The organism is Rhodococcus sp. M8, from assembly GCF_015654185.1.
Classification (GTDB): domain Bacteria; phylum Actinomycetota; class Actinomycetes; order Mycobacteriales; family Mycobacteriaceae; genus Rhodococcus; species Rhodococcus aetherivorans.
In genome coordinates, this window is the sequence record NZ_CP064065.1 from 3,277,324 (window position 1) to 3,295,619 (window position 18,296).

Here is an 18,296-nt window from a genome sequence, read left to right on the forward strand (position 1 = left end):
GAGTGGGACGCCGGCGGAGTCACCCGGCCGGCGAACGCGCGCTGCGCGATCGTTCAGCGCCACCGCCCCAGCAGCTCACCCGCCCGCTCGGCCAGGGTGGCCTGCAGCAGCGGCCCGAAGCTGATCCGGGCGACGCCGAGGGCAGCGAGCGACGCGAGATCGTTCTTCGCCGGGTGGGCGATCGCATTGACCGGCAACGGCAGCTCCGACGTCAGGCGCCGCTGGACCTCGTCGCTGTGGAAGCCCACCGGATAGAGCACATCGGCGCCGGCATCTGCGGCCAGCTTCAGGCGGTCGATCGCCCGGTCCACCCGGTCGGACTCGGCACCGATCTTCTTGACGAACAGGTCGGTGCGGGCGTTGACCACCAGGTGCACACCGGCGGCGTCGGCGGCGGCACGCAACCCGGCCACGTACTCGGCGTGCTCGGCCGGCTCGCGCAGCCGGCCGCCCTCGCTGTGCACGGTGTCCTCGACGTTCAATCCGACAGCGCCCGCCCCGAGCAGCCCCTCGACGATCCGAGCGGGGGCCTCGCCGTAACCGGCCTCCACATCCACCGAGATCGGGACGTCGACCGCTGCGGTGACCTGCCGGACCCGGGTCAGCAGCTCCTCGAACGTCATACCCTCGTTGTCCGGCTTGCCGACCGAGTCGGCCACCGGATGGCTGCCCATCGTCAACGCGGCGAAACCGGCCTGCACCGCCAGGTTCGCCGACCAGGCATCCCACACAGTCGGCAGCACCACCGGGTCACCCGGAACGTGCAGAGATTTCAGCGCTACGGCCTTCTCGGCAAGAGTCGTCATGCCGCATCCAACCACACACGTCCCCCGGCATTCCCGGCGAACGCACTGCACCCGAGTGCGGATGCGCGACGGGTGCCGCGGCAGAGGCCGGGGGCAGGGGCAGGGGCAGCGAGAAGACCGGGCCCCGTGCCGTTCGCAGTGAACGGCACGGGGCCCGGTTCTCGTCGAGTCGCCCTATCGGACGCTGACCTTCTCGGGTTCCGGCTTCTTCTCGGGAGCGCGGTCGACCCGGGCAGGTGCAGCGGTGACGGTCACGTCGTCGGGGACATCGGCGTCGAGCCGGTGCTGCTCCTGCGCGTAGTGGAAGTGCGGGCGCCGGTGACCGAGGAAGGATCCGAACCACGACATCACCGCGACGTAGCGGTTGCGGAAGCCCACCATGTAGACCAGGTGCACGGCAAGCCACAGCACCCAGGCGATGAAGCCGCTCAGCTCGATCTTTCCGACGCGGGTGATCGCGCGGAAGCGGTTGATGATGGCCATGCTGCCCTTGTCCCGGTACTTGAATCGGGTGCCCACCGGCTGCTTGCCGAGGATGGTCCGCGCGACGTGGCGGCCGCCCTGCATCGCGACGGGCGACTGCCCGGGCAGGTTGTTCAGCGACGTCATGTCGCCGATGGCGTACACGTCGGCGTAGCCGCCCACGGTGAGGTCCGGGTTGACCAGCAGCCGGCCCGCACGGTCGGTGGCGCAACCGGTGCGCTCGGCGAGGACTCCGGCGAAGTCGTTGGCGCGCACGCCGGCCGACCAGATGATCGTCTCGGCGGTGATCCGGCGCTCCTCGTCGCCCGCCTTGAGCGTGGCACCGTGCTCGTCGATGTCGGTGACGAAGGTGCCGAGCACGACGTCGACACCCGACTTCTCCAGCGACTGCTTGGTGTACTCGCTGAGCTTGCCACCGAAGGCCGGGAGGGCCTCGCCCGCGCCCTCGACGAGGGTGACGGAGACGTCGTCGGCGCTGATGTCGTGGAACGACTGCTCGAAGTAGCGGCCCGCGAGTTCCTTGATCTGGCCGGCGAGCTCGACGCCCGTCGCGCCGGCACCGATGACCACGAAGCTCAGCAGGTTGCGGCGGCGCTCCGGGTCGGTGGTGGTGTGCGCCTCCTCGAAGCACCGCAGGATCTGCCGGCGCAGCCGCTCGGCGTCCTCGACGGTCTTGAGGGCGTAGGTGACCTTCTCGAACTCGTCGCGGCCGAAGTAGGCCTGGCGCGCACCCGTCGCCGCGACGAGCGAGCGGTACCCGACGGTGTGGACGACGCCGCCGGCAACGTAGTCGACCTCGTGCACGTCCGGCCGCACGTCGACGACCCGGCCGAGGCGGACGTCCGCGCTGGGGTACTTGGCGAGGATGGAGCGGATCGACGGGGCGATCTCGCCGGCCGAGAGCACGCCGGTGGCGACCTGGTACAGCAGGGGCTGGAAGAGATGTTCGGTGGTCTCCGAAATCAGGACGAACGGCGTCCCGGCCTTGGCGAGCTTCTTCGCCGTTGCCAGCGCGCCGAAGCCCGAACCGACGACGACGACCTCGGTCCGATCGGTCACTGCTGTGCTGCCCACGATTACCTCTACCTCCACCTTGAAGTCGATGTATGACAACCACCGTATGGAGACGGCAGACCGATGGCCACCAACCTGCCGTATTCGCGGAAGTCTTATCTCGATCGCTCATAAGTAGGATTGGGGGCATGGACTTCCGGCAGCTGCGTTACTTCCTCGCCGTGAGCGAGGAGCTGAGCTTCAGCAAGGCCGCGCAGAAGTGCTTCATCTCCCAGTCCGCCATCAGTCACCAGATCACCCGGCTCGAGAAGGAACTCGATACGTCGCTGTTCGAGCGGTCCACCCGGGTGGTGCGGTTGACCCCCGCCGGTTCGCGGCTGGTCCCCATCGCGCAGCAGGTGCTCAGCCTCGAGGCGCAGGCGTATGCGGTGGCGCGCGAACCGCGCAACCGCATCCGCATCGCCGCGAACATGACCTTCGCGTCCCAGAGCCTCGATGCCATCGCCCACGTCCGCGAGCAGTACCCGGCGATCGACATCGAGTTCGTCATCAAGAGCTTCGCCGACCGGATCGACGCCGTCGCCGGCGGCGACGCCGACGTCGCCCTGATCCGCGGCGGCGTCGACCGCCCGGGTCTCGAGACCGTGGAACTGGGGATCGAGGACCTGGTCATCGTCACGTCGAGCCGGCACCCGCTTTCCGCGTTCTCCACCGTCGACCTCGGCGACCTGGCGCCCTACCCGCTGCTGCTGCCGCCCCGGCCCAGCCAGGTGCTCATCCACACGGTGATCGAGGACGCCTTCCGCGCGGTGGGACGCCGGGTGCAGCTCGGGCCGTCGATCGCGAGCGACCACACCGCCACCCTCGACGTCATCACCAATCCGCGGGCGTGGACGGTCCTGTACCCGAGCACCGCCGCGGAGACCCCACGGACGGGCCTGGCCTACATGCGCGAGGCGCGCAATCGCCTCAGCGTCCCGGTGTGCGGCGTGGTCCGCAGCGACGCGCCCCGCTCGTCGGCGATGTCGAGCCTGATCCTCGCGCTGCGACGGTCGATGACCAGCGAGGCACCGCCGGGACCCGAGGACTGAACACGCAGCCGCGCGGTCGCCGAAATGCGCACCGATCCGGCGGCGTTTCGTGGAAGGATGACCCGATCCGGCGGCGGATCCACGCGGTGAGGAGCGATCATGCAGCGAACCGAGACTTCGTTCACCAGTGCCGACGGCACCCGCATCGTCTACGACGTGTGGTCGCCCGGCGGGGACCCGACCGGCGTGCTCGTGCTGTGCCACGGGTTCGGCGAACACGCACGTAGATACGACCACGTGATCGAGCGCCTCGGTGATCTCGGCCTCACGGTGTACGCGCTCGACCACCGCGGGCACGGCCGCTCCGGCGGCAGGCGCGTATATCTGCGGGAGATGGCCGAGTACACCGGCGACGTGAACCGGCTGTTCGGCATCGCCTCCTTCGACAATCCCGGCCTGCCGCGGTTCCTGCTCGGCCACTCCATGGGCGGGGCCGTCGCCCTGGCCTACGCGCTCGAACACCCCGACGAGCTCACCGCCCTCGTCCTCTCCGGCCCCGCGGTCGACGTCACCTCCGGCACGCCGCGCGTCGTCGTCGAACTCGGCAAGCTCATCGGGCGCGTGCTGCCGCAGCTACCGGTGCAGAAGCTCGACTCCGCGGGCGTCTCCCGCGACCCCGACGTCGTCGCCGCGTACGAAGCCGATCCGCTGGTGCACCACGGGCTCGTGCCCGCCGGCATCGCGCGGGCCCTCGTCGTCACCGGGGAGAGCCTCCCCGACCGGCTGCCTGCGCTGAACCTGCCGGTCCTGCTGCAGCACGGCGCCGAGGACCGGTTGACCGCTCCGGCCGGCAGCCGGCTCGTCGCCGAGCGGGTCGGGTCGCCGGACGTGACCCTGAAGTTGTACGACGGCCTCTACCACGAGGTGTTCAACGAACCGGAGAAGAAGCAGGTCCTCGACGACCTCGTGGAATGGCTCCGGCCGAGGCTCATCTGACGTGGCCGCCGAACCGTCCGCGCGCATGCCGGCCGCGTTCCTCGGGCACGGCAGTCCCCGCAACGCGCTCGACGCGAACCGCTACACCCGGGCGTGGCGGGAGTTCGGGCGCGCGGTCCCCACGCCGCGTGCGATCCTCGCGATCTCGGCGCACTGGTTCATCAACGCCACCGCCGTCACCGCCATGCCCAGCCCGCGCACGATCCACGACTTCTTCGGCTTCGAGCAGCAACTGTTCGACGTGCAGTACCCGGCGCCGGGGCTGCCCGAACTGGCCGAGGAGATCGCCGACGTCGTGCATCCGACCTGGGTCGGCGCGGACGTCGACTCGTGGGGCATCGACCACGGCACCTGGTCGGTGCTCACCCACGCCTTCCCGGCCGCGGACGTGCCGGTCGTGCAGCTGAGCCTGAACGCCTACCAGGATTTCGACTACCACCTCGAACTCGGCGCGAAGCTCGCGCCGCTACGCGAACGGGGCGTTCTCGTCGTGGCCAGCGGCAACATCGTGCACAACCTCGCCCGCATGGATCGGCGCCTCCCGGACGAGGGATTCGACTGGGCGCACCGGTTCGACGCGGCGGCGCGGGTCATGATCATGGACCGCCCCGACGGTGTCGCGAGTCTCGACGGGCACGCCGACTTCGAGCACGCGGTCCCCACCACGGATCACTTCCTGCCGCTGCTGTACCTCGCGGGCCTGGCGAGTGTGGGCGACGATCTCGTCGAACCCCTGGTCGACGGCTTCGCGTACGGATCGCTGTCGATGAGCGCCTACACCCTCGGGGTCACGTGCACGGCCGGCGAGGACGGCCCCCCGTCCGCCGGGTTCCCCGACACCCCGAACCCGTCCGACACCAACACCTGACCGCTCGGGCACGCGGCCGAATGTCACACCGCGTCACTCAGATCGAATGGATGTGACATCGGGCCGCCACGACGGGGTCATGCCGTGTGGCGACGCTCCTGCGCGACGACGGTGCGCCGCACGAAGTCGATGCTGTAGTGCAGCAGCGTGCGGGCCTCGGGCAGCACCTGCCCTATCACCGGGAAGGCGTGCACCTGACCGGCCCACAGGTGGGTCTCGACCGTCGCGCCCACCTCGTCGAAGGCGCCGGTCATGATCTCGACGTCGGGTCGGGTGATCTCGTACTCGGCGACGGAGAAGAACACGGGCGGGAACAGCGCCGGATCGGCACGGACGGGCGACTCCTCGCCCTCGATGTAGTCGGGACCGGCGAGCCAGCGGTCGCGTAGCTTCTCGACCTGCCGCATCGGCAGGTACGCGTCCCGCTTCATGAAGTCGGGGTCGTGCTCCTCGAGTTCGAGGTTGAGCAGCGGCGAGTAACCGATCACCGCGGCCGGCCGGATCATGCCGCGCAGCGCGGCGATCTCGGCGACCTTCATCGCCAGGTAGCCGCCGGCCGAGTCACCGGCGACGACGATGCGGGTGGGGTCCTCGACCGTCTCGAGCAGCGCGGTGTACGCGGCCATCGCGTCGATGACGGAGGTACCGATCGAGCCCACGGGAAGCTGCCGGTAGGCGACGGAGTACACCGGAACCCCCGACTCGGCGGCGAGCAGTGAGCAGACGGTGCGGTGGGTGGCGAGGCCGCAGAACACGAAGGCGCCGCCGTGGAAGTACAGGATGGTGACCCCGGCGAGCGAGTCCCGGGCGGGTCGCGGCGGTTCGATGCGCTCGCTGGGCACCCCGCCGAGGGTCAGGGGGTCGATGTCGACGCCACGCGGTCGGGGCAGCAGTTTGTCGACGCGACGGTCGAGCCGGCTGAGGGTCTCGATGCCCCGATCGGTGGCAGGCCACCAGGTGAAGAGCGGCTTCACGAAGATCCGCACGAACCAGAAGACGAGGATCGCCCGCAGGCTCACCGTCCAGTGCCAGATCGTCGATCCGTGGGTGCGCATGTACGCCACGATAGGACGAGGCCGATACCCGGTCGAGGTACTCTCCGTCACACGTATCTTCCGAACCCTCAGCCCTCAGACCTGCAGCAACGGCACCAGCAGCTCCTCCTCGGTCAGCGCACCGTGCTGGCCGGGCAGCTGCGACATGACCAATTCGCCGTCGGAGCGGATCACCGTGGACTCGCCGAGGCCGATCGCGACGACGTCACCGATGCGTCGGCACGCGGCGGGCGACGGGTCCGGGCCGAACAGGCCGCCGGCGATCACGTCGTCGCGGGTGCCGATCCACATGTCGTCGCCGAGTTCGTTGCGCCACCGCTCCAGCACTGCGTCGGGCCGGCGGGTGTGCACGTGCCGGCAACGGGGTTCGCCCGCGATCGCGTCGACGTCCTCCGAGAGGCCGGAGATGTGGTCGAAGTCGGCGCGACGGCCCCGGGAGGCGTCGACCATGCCGTGGTCGGCGGTGATCAGCAGCCGCGCCCCGGCGGGCAGGGCCGCGACGAGCTGCTCGACGAACCGGTCGACGACGGTGAGCTGCGCGGTCCAGGACGGGGACTCGGGTCCGTAGAGGTGGCCGATCGTGTCGACCTCGCCGAGGTAGCAGTAGACGAGGGTGCGGTCGCCGGCGGCGACGGCAGCGACGACGTGGGCGAGCAGGTCGCCGTAGGCGGAGACACCGACGAAGTTGCCGCCGCGCAGCACGGCCCGGGTGAGCCCGCTGCCGTCGAAGCTGCGGGGCACGACGGTGGTCACGGTGAGCCCGGCGGCGTCGGCGCGTTCGAACGCCGTCGGGTGGGGCTGCACCCATTCGGGGACGAGTCGCTCACGCTGGTCGACTGCGGTCCCGGCGAGGGTCCAGCGCAGCCAGTTGAACGGGGCGTCGATCTCCTCGACGTAGGACTGGTAACCGGTGATGGCGTGGGCGCCGGAGGCCAGGCCGGTGCCCAGCGACGCGATACTCACCGCGGTGGTGGTGGGGAATCCGGCGCGGATCGGCCGGCCGTCGAGTCCGGTGAGAAACGGGGCGGCTGCGGCATTGCGCCGCAGCAGGTTCCACCCCATGCCGTCGACGAGCAACACGACGGTGCGGGACTGCTCGTCGAGCGCGAGACGGTTGGCCTCGCCGGGCACCCCCGCGGACGCGAGCACGGACGGCATCAGGTCCGCGAGGGTCGGTTCGGCGTAGACGTCGTGCAGCGGCAGGTCCATTACCCGAGTATGGCCTGCCGGCGGCCACTAGTCCTTGATGTCGGATCCGTGCTTGGTCAGCGGCATGATCTCGATGTTCATGTACGGGAACAGCGGCAGGTTCCACAGGATCTCGTGGAGTTCGTCGGCGGAGTCGACGTCGAAGATGCTGATGTTGCTGTACTTGCCGACGATGCGCCAGATCTCCCGCCACTTGCCCTCGCGCTGCAGTTCCTGGCTGTAGGCCTTCTCCCGCGCGACGGTCTCGGCCCGCACCTCGGGATCGAGGTCGCGGGGGATGTCGACGTCCATGCGAACGTGGAACAGTGCCATGGTGCGTACTCCTTTCGGGCCGTGCGCGGTTTCGGTAGCTGCTTCTACCGAAACCGCGCACGGGTGTGGTCAGTCGCGGGCGAGGTGCTTGACGACGTCCATGTCGAGTTCGACGCCGAGGCCGGGCCCCTGCGGGAGGTGCACCTGCCCGTCGGAGTAGTCGAGCGGGGTCTGCAGCAGCTCGACGGCGAACAGCTGCGGCCCGAACAGCTCGGTGCCGTAGTTGATCCCGGGCTCGGCGCAGGCGAAGTGAATGGACGCCGCAGTGCCGATGGGCCCCTCGATCGAGGTGGCGCCGTGGCAGCGGATTCCGGCCGCCTTGGCGACGGCCACGACCTCCTTGCTGCGTTGCAACCCACCGCACTTGGTGGTCTTGAGGGCGATGACGTCGGCGGCGCCGAGCTTGGCGATCTCGAGCGCGTCGTGCGGCGTCTGCACGGACTCGTCGGCCATGACCGGGGCGGACACCAGATGGTTGATCTCGGCGAGGACCTCGCGCTGCTCGCCGGGGGTCGGCTGTTCGATGAGTTCTACGCCGCCGTCGACGAGTTGCGGGACGTACCGCAGCGCGGTGAACCGGTCCCAGCGGGCGTTGACGTCGATGCTGACGCCGGCCTTGCCCTCGAGGGCCTGCGCGATCGTGACGACACGTTCGGTGTCGACCTTCGGGTCGAGCGCGCCCATCTTGAGCTTGAACGCGAAGTTCAGGCGGGCCGCCATCTTCTCCTCGACCTCCTCGAGGATCTCCTCGACCGGCGCGGCGCCGAGCGCCCAGCGCACGTCGACCCCGGTGCGGAAGGCGCCGCCGAGCAGGGCGTGCACGCCGACGCCGAGGGCGCGGGCCCAGGCGTCGTGCAGGGCGACGTCGACGGCGGCCTTGGCGAACCGGGCGCCGGAGACGACGCGTTCGATGTCGACCATGATGCCGCTGATCTCGTCGACGCCGCGGCCGGCGATGTAGGGGGCGATGTAGCCGTCGACGATCGCCTTCATCGTCTCGACGGATTCACCACCCCACCACGGACCGCCGGGCACGACGCCCTCGCCGTAACCGGTGACGCCGCCCGCGGTGGTGATCGCCACGAGCAGGATGGGCTGCTTCTCGGCGGTGGTGGTGGCGAACTTGTGCGGACGTACCAGCGGCACGTCGATGATCGTCGTGTCGATCGAGACGATCTTCAGGTCGGGGTCGGACATCGAACAGCTCACAATCGGATATCGTCGGTGATGCGGGCAACAGTGGACCCTCGGGGACGACGAATGCCGGTGTCCTCTTGATGGACACCGGCATTCGTCAACTCACGTGGACCCGGTCCATGGAGACGATCAGGCCTCGGGGTCGAGCACGAAGTTGTAGGTCACCTCGTCGACGCCCTCGGCGTTCGGCTGCGGGTCGAGGATGAGCTCGGGCTTGGTCGCGGTCGCGACGTCGTCCTCGACCCACTCGCCACCCTGGAAGTACAGCTGGGTGGTGATCGAGCGCTTGCCGGGGGCCTTCACCATCAGGTGCAGGTGGGCGGGGCGCCACGGGTGTCCACCGTAGGACTCGATGAACCAGCCGGTCGGGCCGTCGGCGGGGATCTTGTAGGGGGCGGGCTTGAGGGTGGTGATCTCGAAGTTGCCCTCGTCGTCGCACTCGACGGTGCCGCGCAGGTTCCACTCGGGGATGCCGGGGGCGAACTGCGAGTAGAGGCCCTCCGCGTCGGCGTGCCACAACTCGATGGTGGCGCCCTGCAGTCCGTTGCCCTCGAGGTCGGTGACCCGGCCCTTGAAGATCAGGGACTCGGCCGCCTTGTCCTGCTCACGCATCGGCATGGTGCACTTGGCCGGCAGCTTCGGGGAGTCGGCCACGTAGTACGGGCCCTCGATGCTGCCCTTGGTGCCGGTGAAGTGCTTGCGGTTGTAGTGCACCTCTTCGATCTCGTGCTCGACGAAGACGTCCAGCCACAGCGGCCACTCGCCGTACTCGCCCACGTCGATCATCCACTGCTTGAGCACGCGGTACTCGTCGTAGGTGACCTCGTGCTTGTGGATGATCTCGGCGAACGCCCCGAGCACATCCTTGTAGATGGCGGCGGCACGCTCGACCGACGTGTCCGACGAGACGCGCTCGTTCTTGAACTTGTCGGTGGCCGCATTGCCGGACGCGTGGGCGGTGGGATTCTCGGTGGTGGTCATGTGTCCTCCTCGGCGAGGCTCGAACGATGGTCACGAAAGCTGTCGTGGTGATCGCGGGGCTGGCGCTCTCGCCACTCGGGTTGTACGCTGTGCGTACTTCCGTATCGCAGTGCGTACACACACTGTGCGTCCAGTCACAGGTGATTGTCAACACCCGGGTGGCCCCGGGCGCCGAAACCGCAGGTAGGAGCCAGCAATGCCTAGCCAGGACCGGGATTTCGTCCAAAGCATCGAGCGCGGCTTTGCCGTGCTGCTCGCGTTCGACGAACAGCACCCCAACCCGTCCCTCGCCGAACTGGCAGCGAAGACCGACCTGTCCCGGCCCGCGGTCCGCCGCATCCTGCTGACCCTGCAGAAACTCGGCTACGTGAGCAACACGGGCAGCCGATGGTCGCTGACCCCGCGCGTGCTCAGCATCGGTCAGCACTACTCCGCCTCGCACGCCCTGGTCGAGGCCGCCATGCCGCGGCTGGTCGAGATCTCCGAGTACACCGGCGAATCCGCCTCCCTCGGCGTTCTCGACGGCGCCGAGGTGGTGTACGCCGCCCGGGTCCCGGTGCGGCGCATCATGAGCATCAACGTCTCGGTGGGCACCCGGGTCCCCGCATACGCGACGTCGATGGGCCGGGCGCTGCTGGCGTGGGCCCCCACCGACACCGTCGAGCAGGTCGTCGCCGACACGAGTTTCGAGAAGCTCGCCACCGCGACCGTCGGCAACGCGGACGAACTGCGGGCCGAGCTGGCCCGGGTGCGCGCCCAGGGCTACGCGCTCACCTCCGCCGAGCTCGAGGAGGGCCTCATCTCGGCGGCGGCGCCGGTGCGCGACGCCGCCGGCACCGTGGTCGGTGTGCTCGCCTGCTCGACGTCGGCGGCCCGGCACACGCCCGAGGAATTCCGCGCGCTCGCCGTGGACTGCCTGGTGAAGTCCGCGAACGACCTCAGCGCCGACCTCGGGTACCGCGGGTAGGTCTCGTCAGCCGCGCAGGGTCGCGGACGGGGTCACGCCGTACTTGCGGCGGTAGGCGGCGGCGAAGCGGCCGGTGTGCGTCATCCCCCAGCGCATGGCCACCTCCGTGACCGACGTCGCCGCCGGGTCGCCGGCCGCGAGCTCCTCGTGGATCCGCTCGAGGCGCAGGTCGAGCAGGTAGTCGCGGGGACAGACCCCCAGGTACTCGCGGAATCCCTCCTGGAGGCGGCGCACGCTCACGCCCGCCAGCTCGGCCATGTCCGCCGACGTCCACGGCTGGGCCGGATCCTCGTGGATGCGGTCGAGGACCCGCTTGACGATCCGCGGTCGCGCCGCGGTGCCGGTTCCGCCGTCGGGCATCACCGCGAGCACAAACGCCGAGGTCAGGGCGCCGGAGAGCTGCTCGGCGACCAATGGGTTGCGCCACAGCTCCTCGTCCGCGCGCAGCTGGTCGACCACCGAACGCAGCAGGGTCATCCAGCTCTGACCGGCCTCCCCGGTCAGGTCCACCTGCTCCGGCAACTGCAGGTCGGGACGTCCCAGGATCCGCGCCAGCTCACGGTCCAGGTAGTCGCGGTCGAGCTTGACGCCGACGATCTCGCAGTCGTCGGTCCAGCGGGTGATGGTGGCGGCGGTGTCCGGCCGGAACACCGACGCCTGTCCCTGCACCGAGACCACCTCGCGGCCCGCCGTCACCGATTCGATGCGCCCGGACAGGGGGATGTTGACCGCGTAGGCACCCGGATGGTCCGACTGCACCGTGACCTCGGCGCCCCATCCGATTCGCGCCAGCCGCAGCGGACCGAGCTGCAGCGCGCGGACATCGACGTGCGGTTCCGTACCGGCGGCCAGCGGGGCCAGGGTGTGCGGGAAGTATGCGTCGGACACCACATGCTCGGCTTCGTCCCAATCGGCCGGATCAGGCGTCGACCTCACCCTGTACCTCCGTTTCCGTCCCCGGGACCTTCGGCGCCGTTCGCCATTCGGGACCTTCGTCCCGGTATACCCGGGACCCACTGCCCAGTGTGATGGGCAACACGTCTCCGGGCAAACGAGGCCATCGGTCACGCCGACCGCGCTAACCGGATAGCGACCGCGTTCAGCGGATCGCAGCCGGCACCCACCCGCTCCTATGGTCTACATCACACCAGCACGGATCGACCCGGGAGGAGCGCCGAAATGGAACAGCGTCGGCTCCGGAACATCTTCGGACAGTTCGCAAGTGGCGTCACCGTGATCACCTGCGCCAACCGCGAGGGCACACCCCACGGCGCGACGGTCACCGCGTTCACCGCCGTCTCCCTCGAGCCCCGGCTGTGCCAGGTCACCCTGACCCGCACGTCGAAGGCGTGCGGCTTCCTCTCCGGCGCACCGTTCGCGGTGAACATCCTCGCCGCGGACCAGGTCGACACCGCCCTGCACTTCGCCGGCCGGCCGCAGACCCCCGGCCCGGTGTTCGAGGACGGACCCACGGCGCCGGTGCTCGCCGGGGCCGCGGCGACCCTGTCCTGCGTCCCGTGGCGCGAGTACGACGGCGGCGACCACGTGATCTACATCGGCGAGATCGTCGACGCCCAGTGTCGCGACACCGCCCCGCTGCTGTTCTACCGGAGCACCTTCCACGAACTCGGCGCACCGAGCGCCTCCGCCGCATGGAACGGCTCGATGGACGATCCGCACAGCGGCTGGTTCGACGCCCGGACCCGGTTCACCCCGCTCCACCTCGATGCCGCGGTGAACTGACCACCGCCCGGAACCACTTACCAGTTCCCTTCACCCGCAAGGAGATATCCATGACCACTCTCGAGTCCCGTCCCGGCGAGAACACGATCGACCGCTCCACGGTGAACGTCGCCGCCGATTCCCCGGCGAACCGGCAGCAGAACTTCGCCACGCGGCCGATGACCGGGGACGAGTACATCGAATCGATCAAGGACGGCCGCGAGATCTGGCTGCACGGCGAGCGCGTCAAGGACTTCACCAACCATCCGGCGTTCCGCAACTCCATCCGCATGACCGCCCGCCTCTACGACGCGCTGCACACCGGCGAGCACGTCGGCACCCTCACCTGTCCCACCGACACCGGCAACGGCGGGGTGACCATGCCGTTCTTCCGCACCCCCACCTCCGCCGACGACCTGCTCGCCGAGCGCGACGCCATCGCCACCTGGGCGCGGATGACCTACGGCTGGATGGGCCGGTCCCCCGACTACAAGGCCTCCTTCCTCGGCACCCTCAACGCCAACAGCGAGCTCTACGCCCCGTTCCAGGACAACGCCAAGCGCTGGTACCGCGAATCGCAGGAGAAGGTCCTGTACTGGAACCACGCCATCATCAACCCCCCGGTGGACCGGCAACTGCCCCCGGACCAGGTCGGCGACGTGTTCATGAAGGTGGAGAAGGAGACCGACGCGGGCCTGATCGTCTCCGGCGCCAAGGTCGTCGCCACCGGCTCGGCGATCACCAACTACAACTTCATCGCCCACTACGGCCTGCCGATCAAGAAGAAGGAATTCGCCCTGATCTGCACGGTGCCGATGGATGCGCCCGGCATCAAGCTGATCTCGCGGGCCTCCTACAGCCAGAACGCCGCCGTGGTCGGCTCGCCGTTCGACTACCCGCTGTCCTCGCGCATGGACGAGAACGACGCGATCTTCATCTTCGACAAGGTGCTCGTGCCGTGGGAGAACGTGTTCATGTACGGGGACGTGGAGAAGATCAACGCGTTCTTCCCGCAGTCCGGATTCCTGCCGCGGTTCACCTTCCAGGGCTGCACCCGTCTCGCCGTCAAGCTCGACTTCATCGCGGGCCTGCTGCTCAAGGCCCTCGACGCCACCGGCGCCGGCGGTTTCCGCGGGGTGCAGACCCGCGTCGGGGAGGTCATCGGCTGGCGCAACCTGTTCTGGTCGCTCACCGAGTCGATGGCCCGCGACCCCGAGCCGTGGATCGGCGACACCGTCATCCCGAAGCTCGAGTACGGCCTGACCTACCGGATGTTCATGATCTCCGGCTACCCGCGGATCAAGGAGATCATCGAGCAGGACGTCGCGTCCGGCCTGATCTACCTGCCCTCGTCGGCGGCGGACTTCAAGAGCCCCGAGGTGCGCCCCTACCTGGACAAGTACGTCCGCGGCTCCGACGGCATCACCGCCGTGGACCGGGTCAAGGTCATGAAGGCCCTGTGGGACTCGATCGGCTCCGAGTTCGGCGGCCGCCACGAACTGTACGAGCGCAACTACTCCGGCAACCACGAGAACGTCAAGGCCGAACTGCTGTTCGCCGCCGAGAACCGCGGCATCGTCTCCGGCATGAAGGGCCTGGCCGAGCAGTTCATGAGCGAGTACGACCTCGACGGCTGGACCGTGCCCGACCTCATCGGCAACGACGACGTCAGCGCCTACTACCGCAAGTAACCCCCAGCTGCCGCGCGCGGGCGATCCCCTGCCGCCCGCGCGCGGCGTTCCACCCGCGAAGGAGCGCCCGAGATGACCACCGCCTCGAAGTCCGTCGCCCATGCCCCCGTCCCGGAGTTCGACGCCGTGGTCCTCGGGCGCTCCTTCGCCGCCCTGCGGGCGGCCGGCCGCCTGCGCGACGAACTGCGATTGGCCGTCCACGACACGGCCGGCGCGACCTCCGCCCGCTACGACGACGTCGACCACCGCTGGGACATCCTCGACGGCTCGACCGTCGTCGCGCGGGCCAAGTTCCTCGTCGACGGGGACGGCACCCTCCCGCTGTGCGGCCGCGACGGTGCGCGGTGCACGGCGAACACGTTGACGGCGAAGGGTTTTCCCAACCTCTTCCGGCCGGCCACCGCCGTCCACCCCGATCCCGTCGGATACACCGTCGCGTGCATCGAGCACATGCGCGCCTACGGCCACGACTACGTCGAGCGCCGAGCCCGGGTCCCGATCTGCGACGACGACTTCCCGGAGCTGTCGTTCGACCGGCCCACCCCGCAGTTCTGGGTCGGGTAGGCGCACGCAACGACACAGGTCCCGGACATCGACAAGCGTCTCGACGGTTGTCGACGTCCGGGACTTCTGTGTGCGTCAGCGGCCGCGCAGGACCTCCGCGGGCGTCGTCCCGTAGCGCCGCTTGAACGCCGCGGCGAACCGGCCGGGGTGGCTGAAACCCCACCGGTAGGCCACGTCGGCGACGGTGACCGCGCCCGCTCCGGCGACGAGGTCGGCGTGGGCGCGGTCGAGCCGGATGTCGAGCAGGCACGCCGACGGGCTGCGGCCGACGAAGTGGGCGAACGCCTCCTGCAGGCGGCGGACGCTGGTGCCGGCCAGTTCGGCCATGTCGGCCGAGGTCCACGCCCGGCCGGGATCGTCGTGCAGGGCGTCGAGGACGCGACGGATCATGCCCGGCCGCGGGGGTCCGGCCGGTCCGTCCTGCGGGGCGACGGCCAGGACGAACGCCGCGGTCACGGCACCGGCGAGCTGCGCCCCGACCACCGGATTGCGCACCACCTCGAGGGCGCCGTCGAGCTGTTCGGACAGGGCCCGGACGAGCCCGTGCCACTCGCTCGCCGGACCGGTCAGGTCGAGCTGGTCGGGCAGCTCGAGCTTCGATCGCACCGGCGAACCGAGGATCCGGTCGGCCTCCCGCTCGAGATGCTCCCGGTCGAACTTCACCCCGAGCACGGAACACGTTGCGCCCCAATGGGTGATCACACTCGGAGTGTCGGCCCGGAAGACGGTGGCCTGACCGGGCACCGAAACGGTCTCGCCGTGGCTGCCACGGGACTCGAGCCGGCCGGTGACCGGGATGTTCACCTCGTAGGCGCCCGGATAGTCGCACGCGATGGCGATGTCGGCACCCCAGTGCAGGCGGCCGAGGGTCACCCCGCCGAGATCGACCGTCGTCAGCGACAGCTTCGGCCGGTCGGTGCCCGACAAATCGGTCAGCTCATGGGGAAAGTACGCGTCCGCCACCGCCCGGGATGCGGCATCCCAGTCTCCGATCTCGGTCGCACTCACACCACGAGCGTACGTAGCGGAGACGCCGGTCACAGAAAGTCGCGCGATGTGTCCAGGGGCCGCGCGGATCGTCTCGGCGATCGTGTGACTGCCGTCATATGTTCTGCCTCACCCGACGAACGGCCCCGCTCGAGGGGCCTAACCGCCGAAGACACATCGAGGAGCACTACCGATGACGAGCACCCTTTCATGGATCGACGAGATCACCATGACCGAACTCGAGCGCAACCCGTACCCGGTCTACGAGCGGCTGCGGGCCGAGGCACCGGTCGCCTTCGTCCCCGTCCTCGGCGCGTTCGTCGCCTCGACCGCCGAGGCGTGCCACGCCATCGCGACGAGCGACGACTTCGAGGCCATCATCACCCCGGCCGGCGGCCGCACGTTCGGACATCCCGCGATCATCGGTGTCAACGGCGACATCCACCAGGATCTGCGCTCGATGGTCGAACCCGCGCTGCAGCCGAGCGAGGTCGACCGCTGGATCGAGGACCTGGTCCGGCCCATCGCCCGCCGCTACCTCGAGGGTTTCGAGAACGACGGCCGCGCCGATCTCGTCGCCCGGTACTGCGAACCGGTCAGCGTCCGCGCGCTCGGCGACCTGCTCGGGCTGAAGGACGTCGGCTCCGACACGCTGCGCGAGTGGTTCCACAAGCTGTCCGACTCCTTCACCAACGCCGAGGTCGACGACCACGGTGAATTCACCGACCAGGAGCGGTTCGCGGCCGGCGACGCCGCGAAGGCGGAGATCCGCTCGATCGTCGATCCCCTGATCGACCACTGGATCGAACACCCGGACGACAGTGCGATGTCGCACTGGCTGCACGACGGCATGCCCGAGGGACAGACCCGCGACCGCGAGTACATCTATCCCACGCTGTACGTGTTCCTGCTCGGGGCCATGCAGGAGCCGGGGCACGCCATGTCCTCGACGCTGGCGGGGCTGTTCAGCCGGCCCGAACAGTTCGAAGCCGTCGTCGACGAGCCGGGTCTGATTCCGCGCGCGATCGCCGAGGGCATGCGGTGGACGTCGCCGATCTGGTCGGCGACCGCCCGCCTCGCGACGCGGGACACCACGGTGTCCGGGGTCGACATCGCGGCAGGCACCGTGGTGATCCTGTCGTACGGCTCGGCCAATCACGACACCGGCAAGTACGACGCCCCCACCGAATACGACATGACCCGCCCGCCGCTGCCGCACCTGGCGTTCGGCGCCGGCAACCACGCGTGCGCCGGCATCTACTTCGCGAACCACGTGTGCCGCATCGGCCTCGAGGAACTGCTCGACACCATCCCCAACCTCGAGCGGGACACGAACGCCGACGTCGAGTTCTGGGGCTGGGGCTTCCGCGGACCCACCGCCCTGCACGTCACCTGGGAGGTCTAGGACATGAGCGCCACCGTCACCGTCGGCGACACCACCGTCGCGTGCGCACCCGAGCAGACCGTGCTCGACGCACTGCTGCGCAGCGGGGTGTGGATGCCCAATTCGTGCAACCAGGGCACGTGCGGCACCTGCAAGATCCGGGTCCGCTCCGGCGCCGTCGACCACCGCACGTCCCCCGAGGCGACGCTGCCCGCGACGGAACGCGACGCGGGCTTCGCCCTCGCGTGCCAGGCCACGCCGTGCGGCGACACCGTCGTCGAGCGGCCACGCACCGACGACGGCCGGGACCGGGACGCCACCCACGCGCTGCGCGACCTCGTCGGCACCGTCACCGAGGTCCGCGACATCGCCCACGACACGCGGCGGATGCTGCTCACCCTGGACACGCCGCTCGAATTCTCCGCCGGGCAGTACGTCGAACTGACTGTCCCGGGCACCGGCGTCCGGCGGCAGTACTCGCTGGCGAACACCCCGGGTGAGGCGAAGCTGCTCGAGCTGCATGTCCGTCGCCGGCCGGGTGGGGTCGCGAGCGACCGGTGGGCGTTCGGCACCGTCGCGGTCGGCGACCGTGTCGACGTCACCGGACCGCTCGGGGACTTCACGTTCGACGCGGAGTCCACCGGCCCCATGGTGCTGCTCGCGGGCGGGACCGGACTGGCCCCGATGAAGAGCATCGTCCGGCAGGCGCTGTCGCTGGATCCGCGGCGCGAGATCGTCCTCTACCACGGGGTGCGCACCGCCGAGGACCTCTACGACTCCGGCTTCTTCCGCGAGCTGGAGGCGCAGCATCCCGGCTTCCGGTTCGTGGCGTGCCTGAGCCGTGAGTCCGGCGGCGACCGCGAGGGCTACGCCCCCGACGCCTTCGTCGAGGACGTGGCGTCGGCGAAGGAGTACACGGGCTACATCTGCGGCTCCGAGGCCTTCGTCGACAGCGCCGTCAAGGCGTGCAAGCGGCGCCGGATGTCGCCGCGCCGGATCCGGCGGGAGAAGTTCACCTCGGCGACGTGA

18 protein-coding genes are annotated in these 18,296 nt (G+C 69.6%); 9 read left to right on the forward strand and 9 right to left on the reverse strand.

Going from position 1 to position 18,296, the window contains the following annotated elements; genetic code table 11:
- Nucleotides 1-53 precede the first annotated feature (53 nt).
- Nucleotides 54-806 (reverse strand): isocitrate lyase/PEP mutase family protein, encoded by a 753-nt coding sequence (locus ISO16_RS14775; protein WP_006938316.1) that lies wholly within the window; start codon nt 804-806, stop codon nt 54-56.
- A gap of 174 nt (nt 807-980) precedes the next feature.
- Nucleotides 981-2,348 (reverse strand): NAD(P)/FAD-dependent oxidoreductase, encoded by a 1,368-nt coding sequence (locus ISO16_RS14780; protein WP_072636486.1) that lies wholly within the window; start codon nt 2,346-2,348, stop codon nt 981-983.
- A 143-nt stretch (nt 2,349-2,491) separates the two neighbouring features.
- Between ISO16_RS14780 and ISO16_RS14785 the strand changes: the two genes are divergently transcribed.
- The 3 genes from ISO16_RS14785 to ygiD all read left to right on the forward strand — a co-directional run bounded on the left by ISO16_RS14785 (nt 2,492) and on the right by ygiD (nt 5,198).
- A complete protein-coding gene (locus ISO16_RS14785; protein WP_029546504.1) occupies nt 2,492-3,394 on the forward strand; it encodes a LysR family transcriptional regulator in 903 nt (300 codons plus the stop codon).
- 99 nt (nt 3,395-3,493) lie between these two features.
- Nucleotides 3,494-4,330 carry an alpha/beta hydrolase gene (locus ISO16_RS14790; protein ID WP_072636487.1) on the forward strand — a complete coding sequence of 279 codons (837 nt, stop codon included), beginning with the start codon at nt 3,494-3,496 and terminating at the stop codon, nt 4,328-4,330.
- 25 nt (nt 4,331-4,355) lie between these two features.
- Nucleotides 4,356-5,198 carry a 4,5-DOPA dioxygenase extradiol gene (gene ygiD, locus ISO16_RS14795; RefSeq protein ID WP_072636497.1) on the forward strand — a complete coding sequence of 281 codons (843 nt, stop codon included), beginning with the start codon at nt 4,356-4,358 and terminating at the stop codon, nt 5,196-5,198.
- Between the two features lie 77 nt (nt 5,199-5,275).
- Here ygiD and ISO16_RS14800 read toward each other — a convergent pair whose 3' ends face one another.
- The 5 genes from ISO16_RS14800 to catA all read right to left on the reverse strand — a co-directional run bounded on the left by ISO16_RS14800 (nt 5,276) and on the right by catA (nt 9,952).
- Entirely contained in the window at nt 5,276-6,253 is a 978-nt protein-coding gene (locus ISO16_RS14800; RefSeq protein ID WP_029546507.1) for an alpha/beta hydrolase, read from the reverse strand.
- 75 nt (nt 6,254-6,328) lie between these two features.
- Nucleotides 6,329-7,462, reverse strand: a complete 1,134-nt coding sequence (locus tag ISO16_RS14805; protein ID WP_029546508.1) for an alkaline phosphatase family protein — start codon at nt 7,460-7,462, stop codon at nt 6,329-6,331.
- A 27-nt stretch (nt 7,463-7,489) separates the two neighbouring features.
- Nucleotides 7,490-7,774, reverse strand: a complete 285-nt coding sequence (gene catC, locus ISO16_RS14810) for a muconolactone Delta-isomerase (protein WP_029546509.1) — start codon at nt 7,772-7,774, stop codon at nt 7,490-7,492.
- Nucleotides 7,775-7,843: 69 nt separating this feature from the next.
- A complete protein-coding gene (locus tag ISO16_RS14815) occupies nt 7,844-8,971 on the reverse strand; it encodes a muconate/chloromuconate family cycloisomerase (protein ID WP_029546510.1) in 1,128 nt (375 codons plus the stop codon).
- A gap of 129 nt (nt 8,972-9,100) precedes the next feature.
- Complete coding sequence (gene catA / locus ISO16_RS14820) at nt 9,101-9,952, reverse strand: catechol 1,2-dioxygenase (protein WP_029546511.1); 852 nt, start codon at nt 9,950-9,952, stop codon at nt 9,101-9,103.
- A gap of 196 nt (nt 9,953-10,148) precedes the next feature.
- Between catA and ISO16_RS14825 the strand changes: the two genes are divergently transcribed.
- A complete protein-coding gene (locus ISO16_RS14825; protein WP_043802481.1) occupies nt 10,149-10,919 on the forward strand; it encodes an IclR family transcriptional regulator domain-containing protein in 771 nt (256 codons plus the stop codon).
- Between the two features lie 6 nt (nt 10,920-10,925).
- Here the strand turns inward: ISO16_RS14825 and ISO16_RS14830 are convergent, their stop codons facing one another.
- Nucleotides 10,926-11,855 (reverse strand): AraC family transcriptional regulator, encoded by a 930-nt coding sequence (locus ISO16_RS14830; protein ID WP_043802485.1) that lies wholly within the window; start codon nt 11,853-11,855, stop codon nt 10,926-10,928.
- Between the two features lie 243 nt (nt 11,856-12,098).
- Here ISO16_RS14830 and ISO16_RS14835 point away from each other — a divergent pair, with 243 nt between their 5' ends.
- From ISO16_RS14835 to ISO16_RS14845, 3 genes are all read left to right on the forward strand, one after another.
- The gene (locus tag ISO16_RS14835; protein WP_072636488.1) at nt 12,099-12,662 is read left to right on the forward strand and encodes a flavin reductase family protein; all 564 of its coding nucleotides are present in this window, start codon (nt 12,099-12,101) and stop codon (nt 12,660-12,662) included.
- Nucleotides 12,663-12,712: 50 nt separating this feature from the next.
- Nucleotides 12,713-14,332, forward strand: coding sequence for a 4-hydroxyphenylacetate 3-hydroxylase family protein (locus ISO16_RS14840; protein ID WP_029546515.1), 1,620 nt, complete (start codon nt 12,713-12,715; stop codon nt 14,330-14,332).
- Nucleotides 14,333-14,404: 72 nt separating this feature from the next.
- Nucleotides 14,405-14,896 carry a hypothetical protein gene (locus ISO16_RS14845; protein ID WP_072636498.1) on the forward strand — a complete coding sequence of 164 codons (492 nt, stop codon included), beginning with the start codon at nt 14,405-14,407 and terminating at the stop codon, nt 14,894-14,896.
- Nucleotides 14,897-14,971: 75 nt separating this feature from the next.
- On the opposite strand, the gene ISO16_RS14850 is transcribed toward ISO16_RS14845, so the two are convergent.
- Entirely contained in the window at nt 14,972-15,937 is a 966-nt protein-coding gene (locus tag ISO16_RS14850) for an AraC family transcriptional regulator (RefSeq protein WP_037201213.1), read from the reverse strand.
- A gap of 139 nt (nt 15,938-16,076) precedes the next feature.
- Here ISO16_RS14850 and ISO16_RS14855 point away from each other — a divergent pair, with 139 nt between their 5' ends.
- Both ISO16_RS14855 and ISO16_RS14860 read left to right on the forward strand, forming a co-directional pair.
- Nucleotides 16,077-17,288 (forward strand): cytochrome P450, encoded by a 1,212-nt coding sequence (locus ISO16_RS14855; protein ID WP_072636499.1) that lies wholly within the window; start codon nt 16,077-16,079, stop codon nt 17,286-17,288.
- A 3-nt stretch (nt 17,289-17,291) separates the two neighbouring features.
- Complete coding sequence (locus ISO16_RS14860; RefSeq protein WP_006946208.1) at nt 17,292-18,296, forward strand: 2Fe-2S iron-sulfur cluster-binding protein; 1,005 nt, start codon at nt 17,292-17,294, stop codon at nt 18,294-18,296.

Coding starts and splice junctions, on each gene's coding strand:
- ISO16_RS14775 (WP_006938316.1), bottom strand. CDS start 806: ATGACGACTCTTGCCGAGAAGGCCGTAGCGCTGAAATCTCTGCACGTT.
- ISO16_RS14785 (WP_029546504.1), top strand. CDS start 2,492: ATGGACTTCCGGCAGCTGCGTTACTTCCTCGCCGTGAGCGAGGAGCTG.
- ISO16_RS14790 (WP_072636487.1), top strand. CDS start 3,494: ATGCAGCGAACCGAGACTTCGTTCACCAGTGCCGACGGCACCCGCATC.
- ygiD (WP_072636497.1), top strand. CDS start 4,356: ATGCCGGCCGCGTTCCTCGGGCACGGCAGTCCCCGCAACGCGCTCGAC.
- ISO16_RS14800 (WP_029546507.1), bottom strand. CDS start 6,253: ATGCGCACCCACGGATCGACGATCTGGCACTGGACGGTGAGCCTGCGG.
- ISO16_RS14805 (WP_029546508.1), bottom strand. CDS start 7,462: ATGGACCTGCCGCTGCACGACGTCTACGCCGAACCGACCCTCGCGGAC.
- catC (WP_029546509.1), bottom strand. CDS start 7,774: ATGGCACTGTTCCACGTTCGCATGGACGTCGACATCCCCCGCGACCTC.
- ISO16_RS14815 (WP_029546510.1), bottom strand. CDS start 8,971: ATGTCCGACCCCGACCTGAAGATCGTCTCGATCGACACGACGATCATC.
- catA (WP_029546511.1), bottom strand. CDS start 9,952: ATGACCACCACCGAGAATCCCACCGCCCACGCGTCCGGCAATGCGGCC.
- ISO16_RS14825 (WP_043802481.1), top strand. CDS start 10,149: ATGCCTAGCCAGGACCGGGATTTCGTCCAAAGCATCGAGCGCGGCTTT.
- ISO16_RS14835 (WP_072636488.1), top strand. CDS start 12,099: ATGGAACAGCGTCGGCTCCGGAACATCTTCGGACAGTTCGCAAGTGGC.
- ISO16_RS14840 (WP_029546515.1), top strand. CDS start 12,713: ATGACCACTCTCGAGTCCCGTCCCGGCGAGAACACGATCGACCGCTCC.
- ISO16_RS14845 (WP_072636498.1), top strand. CDS start 14,405: ATGACCACCGCCTCGAAGTCCGTCGCCCATGCCCCCGTCCCGGAGTTC.
- ISO16_RS14855 (WP_072636499.1), top strand. CDS start 16,077: ATGACGAGCACCCTTTCATGGATCGACGAGATCACCATGACCGAACTC.
- ISO16_RS14860 (WP_006946208.1), top strand. CDS start 17,292: ATGAGCGCCACCGTCACCGTCGGCGACACCACCGTCGCGTGCGCACCC.